Here is a 16563-nt window from a genome sequence, read left to right on the forward strand (position 1 = left end):
TCGCGCAAGGATCGTGGGCGGGCTAAGCTGGGTGGGGCGCGTCCTGCCCGAACACGCCGAAGCAGAATGGATTGCGGATCTCGAGGTCATGCGGGCGAAACGGACGAGCCTCGTCCACATCATCTACTTCTCGCGCCTCAATCTGTCATCGGACCCCGCGAAGCGGTCGGAGCAGATCACCGAGATCGGTCGAGTCGCGCAGAAGAAGAACGAGTTCTCGGTGATCACCAGCTTCCTGATCATCGAGGGCAACTTTGCCTGCCAGGTGATCGAGGGCGAGCGCTCGTCGGTCCATGAGACTTTCGACCGGGTCAGCGCTGACCAGCGTCACCGCGACGTCCAGATCAACGAGTGGCGTGAGATCGCCAAGCGCGAGTTCGTCCACTCCTTCAAGAGCGCTCAGCGCACCGCGGCGAATGACAGCCTGTTCGCCAAGGCCAACCTGCTGCCGATGCTCCAGCGCGGCACCCCCAAGGCGACCGCGATCCACGGTCTCTGCGTGGCGCTCCAGAACGACGCGATGTCCCGCCAGGGCATCGATCACCTCTTCATCTGAGCCGAGCGATGTCCGAGAGCGATACGCCCCCGATCCTCATCGTCGACGACCAGGAAAAGCTTCTGCGTCTCGTGGTGATGCTGATGACCCGGATCGGCTTCCCCGACGTCGAGGGGGTGACGACCGCCGCCGAGGCGCTGGAGCGGCTGCGCACGCGCCGCTACGCCCTGGTGATCTCCGACCTCACCATGGAGCCGATGGACGGTCTCAGCCTGCTGCGCGAGATCCGCGCCGACGACGCGCTGATGAACACGCCGTTCATGCTCACGGAATCGTCCTTCGACTTCGAGGACATCAACCTCGCCCACCAGGCCGGGGCGGACGCGTTCATCCTCAAGCCGTTCGACATGGCGGTGCTGAAGAGCAAGCTGAAGCAGGTGCTCAACCGCAAGCCGCGCAAGCGCGACGCACCGATCGCGGCGGAATCGACGCTGACGGCGGATTTCCCGATGCTGGGGAAGTTTTGAGGTCTCACGTTCGGCGCCGACGCGCGCCCTATCTCCCCCCTCTGCGCGGGAGGGATACGGGACGCGACCTCCCCTAAACCCTCAAGCCGCCCGCTTCTGGTAATCCTTCACGTCGGTGAAGCGCACCGCCGGGTAGCGCTCCTCTTCGTAGCGCAACGAGAACGCCGTGGTCGCCATGAACACCGGGGCGCCGTCGAGGTCCTTGGCCATGGCCGAGCCGTGGCTGTCCACGAACTTGTCGAGCTCGATCTCGGACTCGGACTCGATCCACCGGCACACCGAGAAGCGCGAGGTCTCGTAATCCACCGGCAGGCCGTATTCGGCCTGGAGGCGCTCCTTCAGCACGTCCAGCTGGAGCGCGCCGACCACGCCGACGATCGCCTGGCTGCCGTCCTGGGGCACGAACACCTGGACGACGCCCTCCTCGCCCATCTGCTGGAGCGCCTCGCGCAGCTTCTTGGCCTTCATGGCGTCGGTGAGCTTGATCCGCCGGAGGATTTCCGGGGCGAAGCTCGGCACGCCGCGGAAGACGATGTCTTCGCCTTCCGTCAGCGTATCGCCGATCCGGAGCGTCCCGTGGTTCGGGATGCCGACCACGTCACCGGCGAACGCCTCGTCCGCGATGGCGCGATCCTGCGCGAAGAAGAATTGCGGCGCCGAGAGCGAGATCGGCTTGCCGGTGCGGACCAGCCGGGCCTTCATCCCGCGGCTGAGCTTGCCCGAGCAGACCCGCATGAATGCGATCCGGTCCCGGTGGTTCGGGTCCATGTTCGCCTGGATCTTGAATACGAAGCCGGTCATGCGCGGCTCGGTCGGCTCGACCAGGCGCTTGTCGGCATCCTGGCCGCGCGGCGGCGGCGCAACCTTGGCGAGGCCGTCGATGAGGTCGCGCACGCCGAAATTGCGCAGCGCCGAGCCGAAGAACACCGGCGTCAGGTGCCCTTCGCGGAACGCGTCGAGGTCGAACGGCTTCAGCCCGCCCTCGGCCAGCTCCACCTCCTCGCGCCACGCATCGGCCGCGCCGTTCTCGGTGAGCAGCTGGTCGAACAGCGGGTCCTGCGGGCCCGACACCGTAACCATGCCGGCATCCTCGGCGGCGTCGAGCCGGCGCACGCGGTTGCCGCCGAGTTCGTAGGTCCCGGAGAAGTTGCGGCCGGTGCCGATCGGCCAGGTGACCGGCGCGACGTCCAGCGCCAGCGTCTTCTCGATCTCGTCCAAAAGCTCGAACGGGTCGCGGGCCTCGCGGTCGAGCTTGTTGACGAAAGTGACGATCGGGATGTCGCGCAGCCGGCACACCTCGAACAGCTTTCGCGTGCGCGCCTCGATGCCCTTGGCGGCGTCGATCACCATCACGGCCGAATCGACCGCGGTGAGCGTCCGGTAGGTGTCCTCGGAGAAATCCTCGTGGCCCGGCGTGTCGAGCAGGTTGAAGACGCAGTCGCCGTACTCGAAGGTCATCACCGAGGTGACCACCGAGATGCCGCGCTCCTTCTCGATCCCCATCCAGTCGGAGCGGGTCGAGACCCGGTTGCGCTTGGCCTTGACCTCGCCGGCGAGCTGGATCGCGCCCCCGAACAGCAGCAGCTTCTCGGTAAGCGTGGTCTTGCCAGCGTCCGGGTGGGAGATGATCGCGAAGGTGCGCCGCCGCGCAACCGGATCGGCCGGCCTCGCTTCGGTCTTGGTCTGCATCAGCATGGAGCGAACGCTCTGGGTCGGCACAACGTAAGGGGCGTCGCCCGGCGCGCCCGATCTCGGGCGATGGGCTCGGGCGGTGGTCTTGGGATCGTGTAGCGGCAAGCCCGGGTATTGGCAAAGAACCCGCAGCCCTTAATCCGCGGTACAGGCTGGAGCGGCGAGATTCGGGCGCCGGACTTTTCGGCGAGGCCATCGACGATGCGCACCGCAACCCTGTCACGTCACTTCGCCGCCGCGGCGATGCTGGTCGCCGCCGGACCGCTCGCCGCGGAACCGGCTCCGTCCCCCGCTGCCGACGTCGCGTTCCTCGACGCGCTGACCTGGGGCGCCACCCCGTCGGCCTTCGCGCATTTGCGCCGTGAGGGCCGCGCCCGCTGGCTGCAGGAGCAGCTCCATCCGCCGGCGCAAACCCGCCTGCCGCCGTCCGCTCAGGCCCAGATCGACGCGCTGACGCCGCCCGGAACCCTGCTGGAGCGCGCCCAGGCCTTCGACGCCCAGGCGAAGGCTGCCAAGGCTCTGCCCGATCCGGAGGCCAGCAAGGCGGCGCAGAAGACGTTCCAGGCCGCGCTGAACGATGCCGCCCGCAACGCCGCGTCGTCCTGGGTGCTGCGCGCCCTCTACAGCCCGGACCAGCTGCGCGAGCGGCTGACCTGGTTCTGGTACAACCGCTTCAACGTCCATCAGGGCAAGGCGAATCTGCGCGCTGCGGTGGGCGACTACGTCGACACGGCGATCCGTCCGCACGTCCTCGGCCGCTTCCGCGACCTGCTGATGGCGAGCCTGCGCCACCCGGCGATGCTGCACTACCTCGACAACGACGCCAACGCCGCCGGCCACATCAACGAGAATTACGCCCGCGAGATCATGGAGCTGCACACCATGGGTGTCGGCTCCGGCTACAGCCAGGCCGATGTCGAGGCCCTGGCGCGGATCCTCACGGGTATCGGCATCGACCTGAAGCCCGAACCCCCGAAGCTCCGGCCCGAGCACGCGGCGGATTTCATCCGGGACGGGCTGTTCGAATTCAACCCGAACCGGCACGATTACGGCGACAAGACCTTCCTGGGCGTTCGGATCCAGGGGCGCGGCTGGCCCGAGGTCGAGGAGGCTGTCGACCTGATCGTCCGCCATCCCGCCACCGCGACCACCGTATCCCGGGCGCTCGCCACCTATGTCACGGGCCAGGCGCCGGACGACGCGCTGGTCGCCCGGCTGGCCGCCACGTTCGCGCGCACGGACGGCGACATCGCCGCCGTGACCGAGGCCCTGGTCCGCGAGCCCGTCTTCGCGGCATCGCAGGGCGGCGCGTTCAAGGATCCGGTCCGCTACGTCTTCTCGGCCCTGCGCATGGCCTATGACGAGAAGGTGATCCTCAACACGGCTCCGGTGCTCGGCTGGCTGAACCGCCTCGGCGAAGGCCTGTTCAACCGCTCGACGCCGGACGGTTACGCCCTCGACGCCGCCGCCTGGAGCGGGCCGGGGCAGCTCACCACCCGGTTCGAGATCGCCCGGCAGATCGGCTCGGGCCCGGCGGGCCTGTTCAAGCCGGCCGACCCGGACCGGCCCGAGGAGCCGGCCTTCCCGGTGCTCGCCAACGGCCTCTACTTCTCGACCCTGGCCGGGACGCTCGGCGCGCCCACGCGAGGCGCCCTCGCCCAGGCGGTGTCGCCGCAGGACTGGAACACGCTCTACCTCGCCTCACCGGAGTTCATGCGATGAACCGCCGTGACCTTCTCCGTGCCGCCACCGCGCTCGGCCTGTCCAATGTGGCGGGCCGCGTCTGGGCGGCCCCGAAGGCGGATGCCCGCCTGCTGGTCGTGTTCCTGCGCGGCGCCTACGACGCGGCCAACGTCGTGATCCCCACGGGCAGCCCGTTCTACTACCAGGCGCGGCCCAACCTCGCCGTGGCCAGGCCTGATCCCGGCAACCCGAACGCCGCCCTGGCGCTGGATGCCGACTGGGGCCTGCACCCGGCACTGCGCGACACGATCCTGCCGCTCTACGCCAAGGGCCAGGCGGCGTTCGTGCCCTTCGCCGGCACCGACGACCTGACCCGCAGCCATTTCGAGACCCAGGATACGATCGAGCTCGGCCAGACGATCGGCGCCACCCGCGACTACAATTCCGGCTTCATGGCGCGGCTCGCCGCGGAGCTGACCCGGGTCCGGCCGATCGCCTTCACCGAGCAGCTGCCGCTGATCTTCCGGGGCAGCGAGACCGTGCCCAACATCGCCATCAACGGGGTCGGCAAACCCGGCATCGACGCCCGGCAGGCCAGGCTGATCGCCGCCATGTACGGCGACACCAAGCTGGCCGGCGCCGTGACCGAGGGCTTTCGCGTCCGCGACGCGGTCTACAACACGATCTCCGATCATGCCGGCCAGGCCGACCGCGGCGCAGTCTCGCCCAAGGGCTTCGAGCTGTCGGCACGGCGCATCGGCCGGCTGATGCGCGAGACGTTCAACCTCGGCTTCGTCGATGTCGGCGGCTGGGACACCCACGTGAACCAGGGCGCCGGCACCGGCTACCTCGCCGACCGGCTCGGCGAACTGGGTCGAGGCTTGGCGGGCTTCGTCGAGGAGATCGGGCCGGGCTGGTCCGACACCGTTGTGGTGGTGCTGTCCGAGTTCGGCCGCACCTTCCGGGAGAACGGCAATCGCGGCACCGATCACGGCCACGGCAGCGTCTACTGGGTGCTGGGCGGCGGGGTCCGGGGCGGCCGCATCGCCGGCCCGCAGGTGCGCGCCGATGAGGCGCACCTGTTCCAGAACCGGGACTACCCGGTGCTCACCAATTACCGCGCCCTGCTCTCCGGCCTGCTCCAGCGCCTCTACGACCTCGATCAGGCGAGCCTCAACCGGGTCTTCGCCGGCGCCGAGCCGGCCGATCTCGGGTTGATCTGAGCGCTTGCTATCGGGCTCCGCCCCGATGACCCGCCAAAGGGCTGAGCCCTCTGGAAACCCGACCTCAGGCGGCTTCCGCCGACAGGGCACGCAGGTCGGCGATCAGGGCGTCGACGCGGGCGGTCTCGGCATCCCAGGCGAACATGAATCGCGCCCCGCCGCCGATGAAGGTGTAGAAGCGCCAGCCCCGGGACCGCAGCCGCTCCATGGTCGCGGCCGGCATCGCGAGAAAGACCGCGTTGGCCTCCACGGGGAAGAGCGCGCGGATCCCCGGCAGACCGGCGACCGCCGCGGCGAAGCGCCGGGCGCAGGCATTGCCGTGGGTGCCGTTCCGCAGCCAGGCGCCGCTCTCCAGCATGCCGACCCAGGGGGCGGCGAGGAAGCGCATCTTCGAGGCGAGTTGGCCGGCCTGCTTGCACCGGAAGCCGAAATCCTCGGCGAGCTTCGGATCGAAGAACACCACCGCCTCGCCGGCATGCATGCCGTTCTTGGTGCCGCCGAAGCACAGCACGTCGATCCCGGCCCGCCAGGTCATGTCGGCGGGGCTGCATCCGAGGCTGGCGCAGGCATTGGCGAAGCGCGAGCCGTCCATGTGCAGCGCCAGCCCCAGTTCGCGGCAGGTCGCCGAGAGCGCCCGCAGCTCAGCCAGCGTGTAGACCTGCCCGGTCTCGGTCGGCTGCGTGATCGTCACCACTCGCGGCCGCGGGAAGTGGATGTCGCTGCGGTTGGTGGCGAGCCCGCGGATCGCCTCCGGGGTGAGCTTGCCGCCCTCGGTCCGAACGGTCAGCAGCTTCGAGCCGTTGGAGAAGAATTCCGGCGCGCCGCACTCGTCCGTCTCGACATGGGCCGAATCGGCGCAGATCACGCTGTGATAGGATTGGCACAGGGCCGCCAGCGCCAGCGCGTTCGCCGCAGTCCCGTTGAACGCGAAGAACACCTCGCATGGGGTCTCGAACAGGCGGCGGAACGCGTCCGCGGCCCGTTCCGTCCAGGCATCCTCGCCGTAGGCCGGTGCATGGCCGCGATTGGCCGCCTCCATGGCGGCCCAGGCTTCCGGGCAGATGCCGGAGTAGTTGTCGCTGGCGAATTGCTGCGAGTCGTCGTGCGTCATCCCCCGAGCCTAGAACCGTGTCCGATCGCGTTGCAATCGGGCTCCGCCGCAAATCGAGCCCGAGCAGGGCAGGTGTGCGTCGAATCGGTCGCCGAATGAGTGCCGTCGATGGCGGTATCAGCACAGCGAAGATCGATGCTGCGAAGATGTTGGAACTGGTTCGCGCTTGGTGTAGAAGGCGCGCCAAGGCGTGGGCTCCACGCCGATTCGGAAACCGACGTTCCCGTCCCTCCCGGGTTCTCCCGGGCGAGGGACGTTGCCGGTTTCCAGATCGGCGGCGGGCTGCGCGAGCCCCAAATCCAGGTCCAGAGGATCAAGTCCGTTGCAGGTACTCGTTCGCGATAACAACGTCGATCAGGCGCTCCGCGTCCTCAAGAAGAAGATGCAGCGTGAGGGCATCTTCCGCGAGATGAAGCAGCGCAAGGCGTATGAGAAGCCGTCCGTGCGCAAGGCGCGCGAGAAGGCGGAAGCCGTCCGCCGCGCCCGCAAGCAGGCCCGCAAGACCGCCATCCGCGAGGGTCTGATCGCTGCGCCGAAGCCGAAGCCCCGTTTCCCGGCCGGCAGCCGCCGCCCCGGCTTCCCGTCGCCGTCCGCCGGCCCGCAGGCCGGCAACGCCGCCGGTCAGGCCTCGGTGAACCCGACGACCGTCGCCTAAGACGTTTCCTTCGAACGGCAGAAGCCCGGACCGCGCCAGCGGCCGGGCTTTTTGCGTTTGGTTTGGCTGGGATCAGCGCCGGCGCGGAGGCGGTAACGCAACGTGCTGTCTGGGGTGATGAGCCCCGCGTTCGGGGAAGCGTGCCGTCATCGCGAGCGAAGCGAAGCAACCTAGGGATACGCGACCTTCTTGGATCGCGCGCTGCACTGGGTTGCTTCGCTGCGCTCGCAATGACCGTGAAACGCGTAGGGCCTATGCCAAAAACCGTGGGCTCCCACGCTTCGCGTGCGTCGATGCATCGATCATCGGATTGTCTGCGACGCGACAGGGCGTGCGATCAGCTCCGAAACGCGGCCCCCTCCCCTCTCCGGAGGAAGGAGCACGCGTCAGCCCCTCTTCAGGCGGCCTTGGCCGCCATCGTGGCGTGCTCGGCCTGGACCAGCACGTCGAGTGCCCGCCAGGGCTTCTGCATGTAGACCGTCTGGTCGGGCAGGCGCTCGTCGCGGCTCGCGCCGGAGGTGACGACCACCCGCACGTCCGGCCAGCGCCGCTCCACCGCCTGGGCGAGCGACACGCCATCCATCGCGCCGGGCAGGCGGATATCGGCGAACAACAGGGCCACGGTGACGTCGGACCGCTCCAGCACCGAGAGCGCGGCCTCGGCGCTCTCGCAGGCGATGACACCGAGATCGCTCTCTTCCAGCACCGCGGTCGCGAGGTCGCGCACCGCCGCATCGTCCTCCACGACGAGCGCCACGGGGGCGGAACACTCGGGCTGTGCGCGATCCATGAAAATCTCCTGCTGTCGGTTGCGTGAAACCCCTCTACGGGTCGCGGCCTCATTGATGGACCGCTGATTCCCCGATTCGGCCATGCTGGCCTGCCAGGAGCCGGCTCACAAGTGTCCTCGTGGTTGAGCCGCCCCTGCCCGCTCCGCAATCAAGCGGCGCCATTTTTGCCCGAAACGCTTGAAAATGGCGCAGCTGGGTCCCGGTTAAGAACCTGTTCACCCATGTGGACCGACTGTTAATCTCATTCGCGGCTGCCCGTTCCAGGTTGGCCGCGAACGGATCACGCGCGAACCAGAGAAGGATCGTCGTCCGATATGTGCCGTTTCCTCGCCTATAGCGGTGAGCCGGTCTTTCTCTCGGACCTGGTCTGCGCGCCGACGCATTCGCTGGTGCACCAGTCGCTGCACGCCGACGAGGGGAAGACCGAGACCAACGGCGATGGCTTCGGCATCGGCTGGTACGGCGAGCGTCCGGAGCCCGGGATCTATCGCGACATCTCCCCGGCCTGGTCGGACGAGAACCTCACCAACCTGTGCGGCCAGGTCCGGGCGCGGACCTTCTTCGCTCATGTGCGCGCCTCCACCGGCACCGCCACCGCCCGGGCGAATTGCCACCCGTTCGTCTACGGGCGGCACCTGTTCATGCATAACGGCCAGATCGGCGGCTACCACCGGATCAAGCGGCGGCTCGAGGCCCTGATCCCGGACACGTTCTACGATCACCGGCGCGGCAGCACCGATTCCGAGGCGATCTTTCTGCTGGCCCTGGCCAACGGGCTCGAGCAGGACCCGGTCGGCGCCATGGCCCGCACCCTGGAGACGATCCGCGCCCTGATGAAGGAGGCCGGCGTCTCCGAGCCGTTGCGCTTCACCGCCCTGCTCACCGATGGCGAGACGCTGACCGCCTATCGCTGGGCCTGCGACGGCCGACCGCCGAGCCTGTATTTCCGCGATGGGCCGGGCGGGATCGTCGTCGTGTCCGAACCGATCGACGGCTGCCGCGAGGGCTGGCAGATCGTCCCGAAGGGTGGGACGCTCCGGGCCCGGCACGGGAGCGCCACGGTCGTGACCGTGCCGGAGACCGCTCGCTCGCGCGCCGCCTGAGCGGATCCCATCTCAGCCATGCCCCGGGCGGGATTGTCGATCCGTGCCACGTTGCCACATGTCGGCAACGGCCGACGATGCGGCCGGGCGGGAACTGACCGATGTATCCGGATACCGAGCTTCACATTGCCGGCCGCTGGCGCGCGGGCGCCGACCGAGAGACCCTGGGCGTCCTGAATCCGGCCACGGGCGAGACGATCGGCCAGTGTGCCGTCGCCACCACGGCGGATCTCGACGAGGCCCTGGCGGCGGCCGCCCGGGCCTTCCCGGCCTGGCGGAAGGTGTCGCCGTTCGAGCGCGGCAAGCTGATGCGCAAAGCCGCAGACCTGCTGCGCGCCCGCGTCGACGAGATCGCCCGGATCATGACCCAGGAGCAGGGCAAGCCTCTGGCCGAGTCGCGCGTCGAGACGCTGGCGGCCGCCGACATCATCGACTGGTTCGCCGAGGAGGGTAAGCGCGCCTACGGCCGTGTCATCCCGGCCCGCGCCGACGGCGTGCTGCAGGCGGTGATCCGCGAGCCGGTCGGCCCGGTGGCCTGCTTCACGCCCTGGAACTTTCCGATCAACCAGGCGGTCCGCAAGATCTCGGCGGCGCTCTGCACCGGCTGTACGGTGATCCTCAAAGGGCCCGAGGACACGCCGGCGAGCTGCGCCGCCCTGGTGCGGGCCTTCTTGGATGCCGGTATTCCCGGCGACGCCCTGTCCCTGGTCTACGGCGACCCGGCGACGATCTCGGCCTACCTGATCCCGCATCCGGTGATCCGCAAGATCTCGTTCACCGGCTCGACGGTGGTCGGCAAGAAGCTCGCGGCGCTGGCCGGCGAGCACATGAAGCGCGCCACCATGGAGCTCGGCGGCCACGCGCCGGTGATCGTGTTCGGCGATGCCGACGTGGAGAAGGCCGTGTCGGTCCTCGCCCCGTCGAAGTTCCGCAATGCCGGCCAGGTCTGCGTCTCGCCGACCCGGTTCCTGGTGCACGATTCGGTGTTCGACCGGTTCGTCGAGGGCTTCACCAGCTACGCCAAGAGCGCGAAGGTCGGCGACGGGCTGGATCCCGACACGAAGATGGGCCCGCTGATCCACGGGCGCCGCCTGGAGGCGATCGAGGCGCTGACCGCCGACGCCGAATCGGCCGGGGCGTCGCTGCGCGCCGGCGGCAAGCGCATCGGCAACCGCGGCAACTTCTTCGAGCCGACGGTCTTCACCGAGGTGCCGCTGACCGCCCGGATGATGAACGAGGAGCCGTTCGGGCCGGTGGCGATGATCAACCGGTTCTCGGAGGACGAGGAGGCGCTCACCGAGGCCAACCGCCTGCCCTATGGCCTCGCCGCCTACGCCTATACCCGCTCAGCCGAGCGGGCCGCACGGGTGTCGAACACGGTGGAGAGCGGGATGATCTCGATCAACCACCACGGCCTCGCCGTGCCCGAGACGCCCTTCGGCGGCGTCAAGGAATCCGGCTACGGCAGCGAGGGCGGCTCTGAGGCGCTCGATGCCTACCTGGTGACCAAGTTCGTCACCCAGGCGAATTTCTAGAACGCCACCTGGCGCGCTGCTGAGAGCGGCGCGCCGGCCCCATCAGTAATGCGGCGGCGGCGGTTCCGGCCCGCGGGGCGCAGACCGCGCCGCCGCTTCCTCCACCTGATCCCGTAGCGCATCGACCTGACGGACCAGCCGGTCGATCACCCGCCACTGCTCCGTCACGGTGCGGTTCAGGTCCTCGATCGTCGAATCCTGCTCGGTGAGGCGCATCTCCAGGCGGTCGATGCGGGTGGGCTCGTCCATGGCCGGTCTCCAGTCCGGCCCGCGATAGCGCATCCGCGGTGGATCTCCGACAGCGACGCCCTATGCGGCGTATCCGAAATCCGCCACGGCGACCCGGTCGCGGCCGCCGTTCTTGGCGACGTAGAGCGCGGCGTCGGCCCGACGCATCAGCGCCTCGAAATCGGCTCCGTCCCGGGCCTGCGCGATCCCGATGCTGACGCTGACCCGCAGGGTCGGCAATTCCGGCACCGACAGCCCTGAGAAGGTCCGCCGCAGTTCCTCGGCCCGCGCCAGGGCCTCGACGGGCGAGACGTCGGGCAGCAGGCAGGCGAATTCCTCGCCCCCGAGCCGGCCGAGCATCGCCTCCCGGGGCAGCAGCGAGGCGGCCATCGTGCAGAACCCCACCAGCACCGCGTCGCCGACCGCGTGGCCGTGGACATCGTTGACGGCCTTGAACCGGTCGAGATCGAACAGCAGCAGGGCCGCATGCCGGTGCGCGGCGAGGGCCGCCTCCGCGGCACCCGCGAAGGCGCGTCGATTGGGGACGCCGGTGAGCGGATCCGTCGAGGCGGCGACGCGCTGCTCGCGCTCGGCCCGCTCCTTCACCAGGGCCATGAAGGTGAAGGCCGAGGCGATCGAGAACAGCAGGGTCGCGAAGCACAGGATCGCCACCCAGGGGGAGGTCAGCGGGTTCAGCCCGGGCCGCGGCGGCGCCAGCAGGGTCGAGGGGATCCGCACGAGATAGAAGAGGGCGTGGAGCCCCAGCATGATGCCGGCCGCGACCCGCGAGGCGAGACGCTCCCTGCGTCCGCGCCAGAACTCGGCAGCCGCATCGCCGCAATACAGCGTCGCCGCGGCCGAGGCGTAGACGATCCGCGCCTCGATCGATCCGTAGAAGGCCGGCACCAGGCAGAGACCGCACCAGATCAGCGCCCCGGCCACGGCCAGGCCGGGCCGCGCGGGTCGGCCCTCGAACGAGCGGACGCCGCTCCAGATCAGCCCGTAGGCGGCCAGCACCACCGCGTTGGCCACACCGATCGACAGCAGGTCGGGAATCTGGCCGCGCAGGGCGAGGCCGCCGGAACCGAACGCGCCCGCGATATGCGCCGCGCCCCAGATCGCCAGCGCCCGCGAGGACGGCGCCTGCCGCCACGACAGCAGGAACAGCGTGCCGACCAGCAGGGTCGTCACGGAACTGACGATCAGCAGGGTGGCGGGATCGAGATGCACGGCTTTCTATCAGTCTCCACCTGAGACGATAGCATAGGCACGTCTGGTCACATCCACCGCAAGAGGCTCTAGTGCGCGGATTTAGAAGCAGAGCGACGAAAATAGCGCGCAGGCGTCAGTAGTGTCAGTTACTTACGGTCGGAGACGCGGCCGTGCCGCCCCGTCGTTCGGTCCGCGCAGCTCCCGTCGCGTGGATCACCGGAACCGCCGGCGCCCCTTCCCACTCCGTGTTGGCGGGGATCGACTCGCCCTTCATCACGATGGTCAGCGGGCGCAGCCGGGCATAGTCGCCGACCTTGGTGTCGTACAGGACCGTCGCGAAGGCGCCGACCGAGACGCCGCGGCCGACCACGACGCGGCCGATCTTCATGATCCGGTCCTCGTACAGGTGGGTCTGCAGCGCCGAGACGCGGTTGATCGTGGCGTAGTCGCCGATCGACACGCAGTCGAACTCGGTGATGTCGGTGGTGAGCATGCACACGCCCTCGCCGATCGTCACGCCGAACAGGCGCAGCGCCCAGGGCAGGAACGGCGTGCCCTGGAGGTGCTCCAGCAGCACCTTGCCGGCCAGCCCCCAATAGGCCACCGCGATCGCCTCGGTGCGCATCGCCCACCAGGACCACATCGGCTGCATGCCGGGCTTGTAGACGCCCATCAGCACCCACTTCATCGCGATGACCGCGGCGGACTGGATCAGCGCGATGCAGACGCTGGCGGTCACGAAGCTGACGGCCAGGCCGGACCAGTCCTTCTCCAGGATGGCCGGGTAGAAGTACCAGTCGATGACGGTGATCGCGAGGGTGATGTAGAGCATCGGCGAGAACGAGGTCGCGAAGGCCTCGAACACGCCGCGCCGGATCTTGGGCCACATCCCCGGCTCGTAGGTCTGCGCGTTGGAGCCGAGATCGACCCGCTGGCGCGCGGGCAGCCGGATCGGCGGCGAGCCGAACCAAGTCTCGCCGGGGCTCATCGCGTCGTTGGCGGGGGGCTTCGACTTGATGCCGATCAGCACGTTGTCCGGGATGATCGCACCGGGTGGGACCACGGCATCGTTGCCGACGAATACCCGGGCGCCGGTGCGCACCGGCTTGAGATGCATCCAGCCGCGCCGGATCTCCTCCTCGCCGAGCACGACCTCGTCGGCGACGAAGTTCTTCGCGCCGACCTCGGCCAGATCGTACCGGCTGCCGAGGTTGGTCGAGATCTCGGCGCCGTGGCCCATGTTGGCGCCCATCAGCCGGTACCACGCGCGCATGTAGACGGTGGCGAACAGCGACGAGAGCGTCTCCAGCGTCACCTCGACGGCGAGCGCCAGCGACCACTTGCGCAGGTAGAACAGGGAGTGGACCGAGTAGGTGCCCGAGCGGGCCCGCGGCAGCACGATCCAGCGGATGCCGGCGATCAGCAGCACCGTGCCGGCGGTCATCAGCATGGCGGTCGGCCAGGTGAGGATCGGCAAGTACCAGTGGTAGTCGATGTCCGTGATGTCGGAGAGCGAATCCGAGATCTGGTCGAAGATGAAGAACGCCGGGAAGATCGGCAGCAAGCCGACCGCCGGGATGGCGCCGAGCAGCACGATATAGGCGGCCGCGAAGGCGGCGCGGCGCGACCATGAGGCCTCGGCAGGCGCCGGCAGCTCCGATGGATCGGCCATCCCGACCTTCCGGCCAGGGGAGCCGTCCCAGATCTCGGCCGGCCCGACCCGGGTGCCGGTCGGGATCGTGGTGAGGTCGGCGATCTCGGCCTGCGCGCCGATCACCGTGTCGTGGCTGAGCACGCAGGAGGTGCCGATGGCCGCGTCGGCGCCGATCTCGACCGAACCGATCACCAGCTCGTTGCCGACGATCTCGGCATTGGCGATGACCAGGCGGCCGCCGAGCGAGGCGCCGTCGCCGATGGTGAGCAGGTCGGGGGCGCCGATCTCGATGTCGGAAATCAGCGCGTCGCGGCCGACCGTGGCGCCCATCAGCCGCAGATAGACCGAGATCGCGGGTGAGCCCTGGAGCCATTTCACGTGGACCAGGGGCGCCAGGCGCTGCGCCAGCCACCAGCGGTAGTAGTAGGCCCCCCAGAGCGGGTAGCGGCCGGGCTTGGTCCTGCCGAGGATCAGCCACTTGCCCGCGACCGCGACCACCGCGGTTACGCCGTTGATCGCGATGTAGACGAGCAGCAGCACGCCGAGCTCTGCGAAGAAGCTCAGGCCGCCGCCGGTCAGGAGCAGGTAGGTGACGAAGATCCCGAGCCACTGCGCGGTGGAGAGGGTGATGACGATGGGCAGCGCGATGGCCTGGGCCAGCCCGCACAGGGCCCGGCGCCGCAGCGGCGGCGGCTCGAAGCTGAGGTCGCGGACGGAGGCCGCCGCGCCCATGCCGCCGGTGCGGGCGATCAGCGCGTCGGCCATCGCCCGTAGGGTGCGCAGGGCGTAGACGTCCGGCAGGGTGATGCCGGCGAGCGCCGGCGCCTCGCGCACCGCCGAGACGAAGCGGGCGGCCAACAGCGAATGGCCGCCGAGATCGGCGAAGAAATCGCCCTCCAGCGGGATCGGCTGGTTGCCGAACACCTGCTTGGCCGCGGCGACCAGGGCCGCCTCGGTCTCGTTGGCCGGCGGCTCCTGCTCGCCGTCGGCGGAGACGACCGTGAGCGGGGCGATCTTGAGGGCCTTGCGGTCGACCTTGCCCGAGGTCAGGCGCGGCAGGGTCTCGGCCAGCTCGAAATGGCCGGGCACCATGTAGGGCGGCATCTGGCCGGCGAGCGTCCGGCGCAGGGCGGCGGTGTCCACCGACCGGCCGCGCTCGGGGATCAGGAAGGCGACCAGCCGGTCGACGCCGTCGTCCTGGCGCAGCACCACCGCGGCCTGGTTGATGTCGGGCACGCTGCGGATCCGCGCCTCGATCTCGCCGAGTTCGACCCGGAAGCCGCGGATCTTCACCTGATCATCGATGCGGCCGTGGAACAGGATCCGCCCGCCGGCATCGAGCGAGACCGCGTCGCCCGAGCGGTAAAGGATCGGGTCGGTCCCGTCCGAGGCGAACGGGTTGGCGATGAATTTTTCCGCGGTCAGCTCGGGCCGCGCGAGATAACCCCGGGCCACGCCGGGACCGCCGATCAGCAATTCGCCCTGCTGGTCGCGGCCGAGCAGGCTCAGATCCTCGCCGGCGACGTAGACCGAATAGTTCGGGATCGGGCCGCCGATGGTGACGGGCTCGCCCGGCCGCATCTCGGCCGCGGTGGCGACCACGGTCGCCTCGGTCGGCCCATAGGTGTTGAACAACTGGCGGGTGCCGGTGGCCCAGCGGGCGACCAGCGGCTCGGGCAGGGCCTCGCCGCCGAGAAGGACTAGGCGCACGGTCGGCAGGTCGCCGGAGATCATCGCCAGCAGGGTCGGCACGGTGTCGAGCACCGTGATCCGCTCCGCCTCCAGGATGCCCGGCAGGGACTCGACGTCGCCCATCATGGCCGGGCTCGCCACGAACAGGGTCGCGCCGACCAGATACGGGACCCAGATCTCCTCCATCGACAGGTCGAAGGCGACCGAGGCGCCCTGGAACACGATGTCGTCGGCGCGCATGCCGTAGAGCGCGTTCCCCGACCGGAGGAAGTGGCAGATATTGGCGTGGCTGATGACGATGCCCTTGGGCACGCCGGTCGAGCCCGACGTGTAGATCAGGTAGGCGGGGTGCTCCGGCGTCAGGCCGGCGGCGCGGGGATCCGGCACCGGCGCATCCGCGGGCGTCGCGGCATCGAGATCCGCCGGCGTGAGCGCCGGCGCGGCATCGGGCGCGGCGGTGGCGAGCGCCGGCGAGACCAGAAGCGCTTTGGCGGCGGCATCGGTCAGGCAGACCCCGACCCGATCGGCCGGCGCCTCGGCGTCGAACGGCAGCCAGGCGGCGCCCGACAGGGTGATGCCGATCTGAGCGACCAGCAGGTCCGGGCCGCGGGCCATCCACAGGCCGACCACGTCCCCGGGGCCGATGCCGCGATGGGCGAGCCCGGCCGCGATCCGCCCGGCGCGGGCGGCGACCGCGGCATAGGTCAGGTGCGGATGGGCACCGCCCGCGACGAGGCGGGCGCCGTCGACGAGGCAGGGATGCTCGGGCCGGGCACGTGCCGAGGCCAAAAAGATCTCGGCCAGCACTTCGTCGCGGATCAGGTCGGGGCGGTGGTCGCCGCGCAGCACGGCCGCCCCGTCCACCGGACGCTCGCGCGCCTCGGCAGCCGGTCCGGACCGGGTCTTCTCGGCGAGGTCGCTCATCCGCTGCTCCGCTAACCGACCGAACAGGGCGGCGCAT

13 protein-coding genes are annotated in these 16563 nt (G+C 69.5%); 7 read left to right on the plus strand and 6 right to left on the minus strand.

The window, feature by feature from the left end:
* Positions 1-88: 88 nt before the first annotated feature.
* Positions 89-556 carry a BLUF domain-containing protein gene (locus tag MKL11_RS14445; protein WP_243944628.1) on the plus strand — a complete coding sequence of 156 codons (468 nt, stop codon included), beginning with the start codon at positions 89-91 and terminating at the stop codon, positions 554-556.
* 8 nt (positions 557-564) lie between these two features.
* Positions 565-1023 (plus strand): response regulator, encoded by a 459-nt coding sequence (locus MKL11_RS14450; protein WP_243944629.1) that lies wholly within the window; start codon positions 565-567, stop codon positions 1021-1023.
* Positions 1024-1104: 81 nt separating this feature from the next.
* Here the strand turns inward: MKL11_RS14450 and MKL11_RS14455 are convergent, their stop codons facing one another.
* On the minus strand, positions 1105-2718 hold the full coding sequence (locus MKL11_RS14455; RefSeq protein WP_243944630.1) for a peptide chain release factor 3: 1614 nt from the start codon (positions 2716-2718) through the stop codon (positions 1105-1107).
* A 198-nt stretch (positions 2719-2916) separates the two neighbouring features.
* Between MKL11_RS14455 and MKL11_RS14460 the strand changes: the two genes are divergently transcribed.
* Together MKL11_RS14460 and MKL11_RS14465 are read left to right on the plus strand one after the other, a co-directional pair.
* Positions 2917-4437, plus strand: coding sequence for a DUF1800 domain-containing protein (locus tag MKL11_RS14460; RefSeq protein WP_243944631.1), 1521 nt, complete (start codon positions 2917-2919; stop codon positions 4435-4437).
* Positions 4434-5621, plus strand: a complete 1188-nt coding sequence (locus MKL11_RS14465; protein WP_243944632.1) for a DUF1501 domain-containing protein — start codon at positions 4434-4436, stop codon at positions 5619-5621. The genes MKL11_RS14460 and MKL11_RS14465 overlap by 4 nt, the downstream gene beginning before the upstream one ends.
* 64 nt (positions 5622-5685) lie before the next feature.
* Here the strand turns inward: MKL11_RS14465 and MKL11_RS14470 are convergent, their stop codons facing one another.
* Positions 5686-6732, minus strand: coding sequence for a threonine aldolase family protein (locus tag MKL11_RS14470; protein WP_243944633.1), 1047 nt, complete (start codon positions 6730-6732; stop codon positions 5686-5688).
* Between the two features lie 322 nt (positions 6733-7054).
* On the opposite strand from MKL11_RS14470, the gene rpsU reads away from it, so the two are divergent.
* Positions 7055-7387: a 30S ribosomal protein S21 gene (gene rpsU, locus MKL11_RS14475; RefSeq protein ID WP_243944634.1), complete on the plus strand. Its 333-nt coding sequence runs from the start codon at positions 7055-7057 to the stop codon at positions 7385-7387.
* Positions 7388-7784: 397 nt separating this feature from the next.
* Here the strand turns inward: rpsU and MKL11_RS14480 are convergent, their stop codons facing one another.
* A complete protein-coding gene (locus tag MKL11_RS14480; RefSeq protein WP_243944635.1) occupies positions 7785-8177 on the minus strand; it encodes a response regulator in 393 nt (130 codons plus the stop codon).
* Between the two features lie 315 nt (positions 8178-8492).
* Between MKL11_RS14480 and MKL11_RS14485 the strand changes: the two genes are divergently transcribed.
* Positions 8493-9281 carry a class II glutamine amidotransferase gene (locus tag MKL11_RS14485; RefSeq protein WP_243944636.1) on the plus strand — a complete coding sequence of 263 codons (789 nt, stop codon included), beginning with the start codon at positions 8493-8495 and terminating at the stop codon, positions 9279-9281.
* 101 nt (positions 9282-9382) lie between these two features.
* Positions 9383-10816: an NAD-dependent succinate-semialdehyde dehydrogenase gene (locus MKL11_RS14490; RefSeq protein WP_243944637.1), complete on the plus strand. Its 1434-nt coding sequence runs from the start codon at positions 9383-9385 to the stop codon at positions 10814-10816.
* Positions 10817-10858: 42 nt separating this feature from the next.
* Here the strand turns inward: MKL11_RS14490 and MKL11_RS14495 are convergent, their stop codons facing one another.
* The 3 genes from MKL11_RS14495 to MKL11_RS14505 all read right to left on the minus strand — a co-directional run bounded on the left by MKL11_RS14495 (position 10859) and on the right by MKL11_RS14505 (position 16526).
* A complete protein-coding gene (locus MKL11_RS14495; protein WP_243944638.1) occupies positions 10859-11065 on the minus strand; it encodes a SlyX family protein in 207 nt (68 codons plus the stop codon).
* Between the two features lie 60 nt (positions 11066-11125).
* A complete protein-coding gene (locus MKL11_RS14500; protein WP_243944639.1) occupies positions 11126-12274 on the minus strand; it encodes a sensor domain-containing diguanylate cyclase in 1149 nt (382 codons plus the stop codon).
* Between the two features lie 124 nt (positions 12275-12398).
* Complete coding sequence (locus tag MKL11_RS14505) at positions 12399-16526, minus strand: Pls/PosA family non-ribosomal peptide synthetase (RefSeq protein ID WP_243944640.1); 4128 nt, start codon at positions 16524-16526, stop codon at positions 12399-12401.
* Between the last annotated feature and the right edge of the window lie 37 nt (positions 16527-16563).

This window comes from Methylobacterium sp. J-077 (genome assembly GCF_022829365.1).
GTDB lineage: Bacteria > Pseudomonadota > Alphaproteobacteria > Rhizobiales > Beijerinckiaceae > Methylobacterium.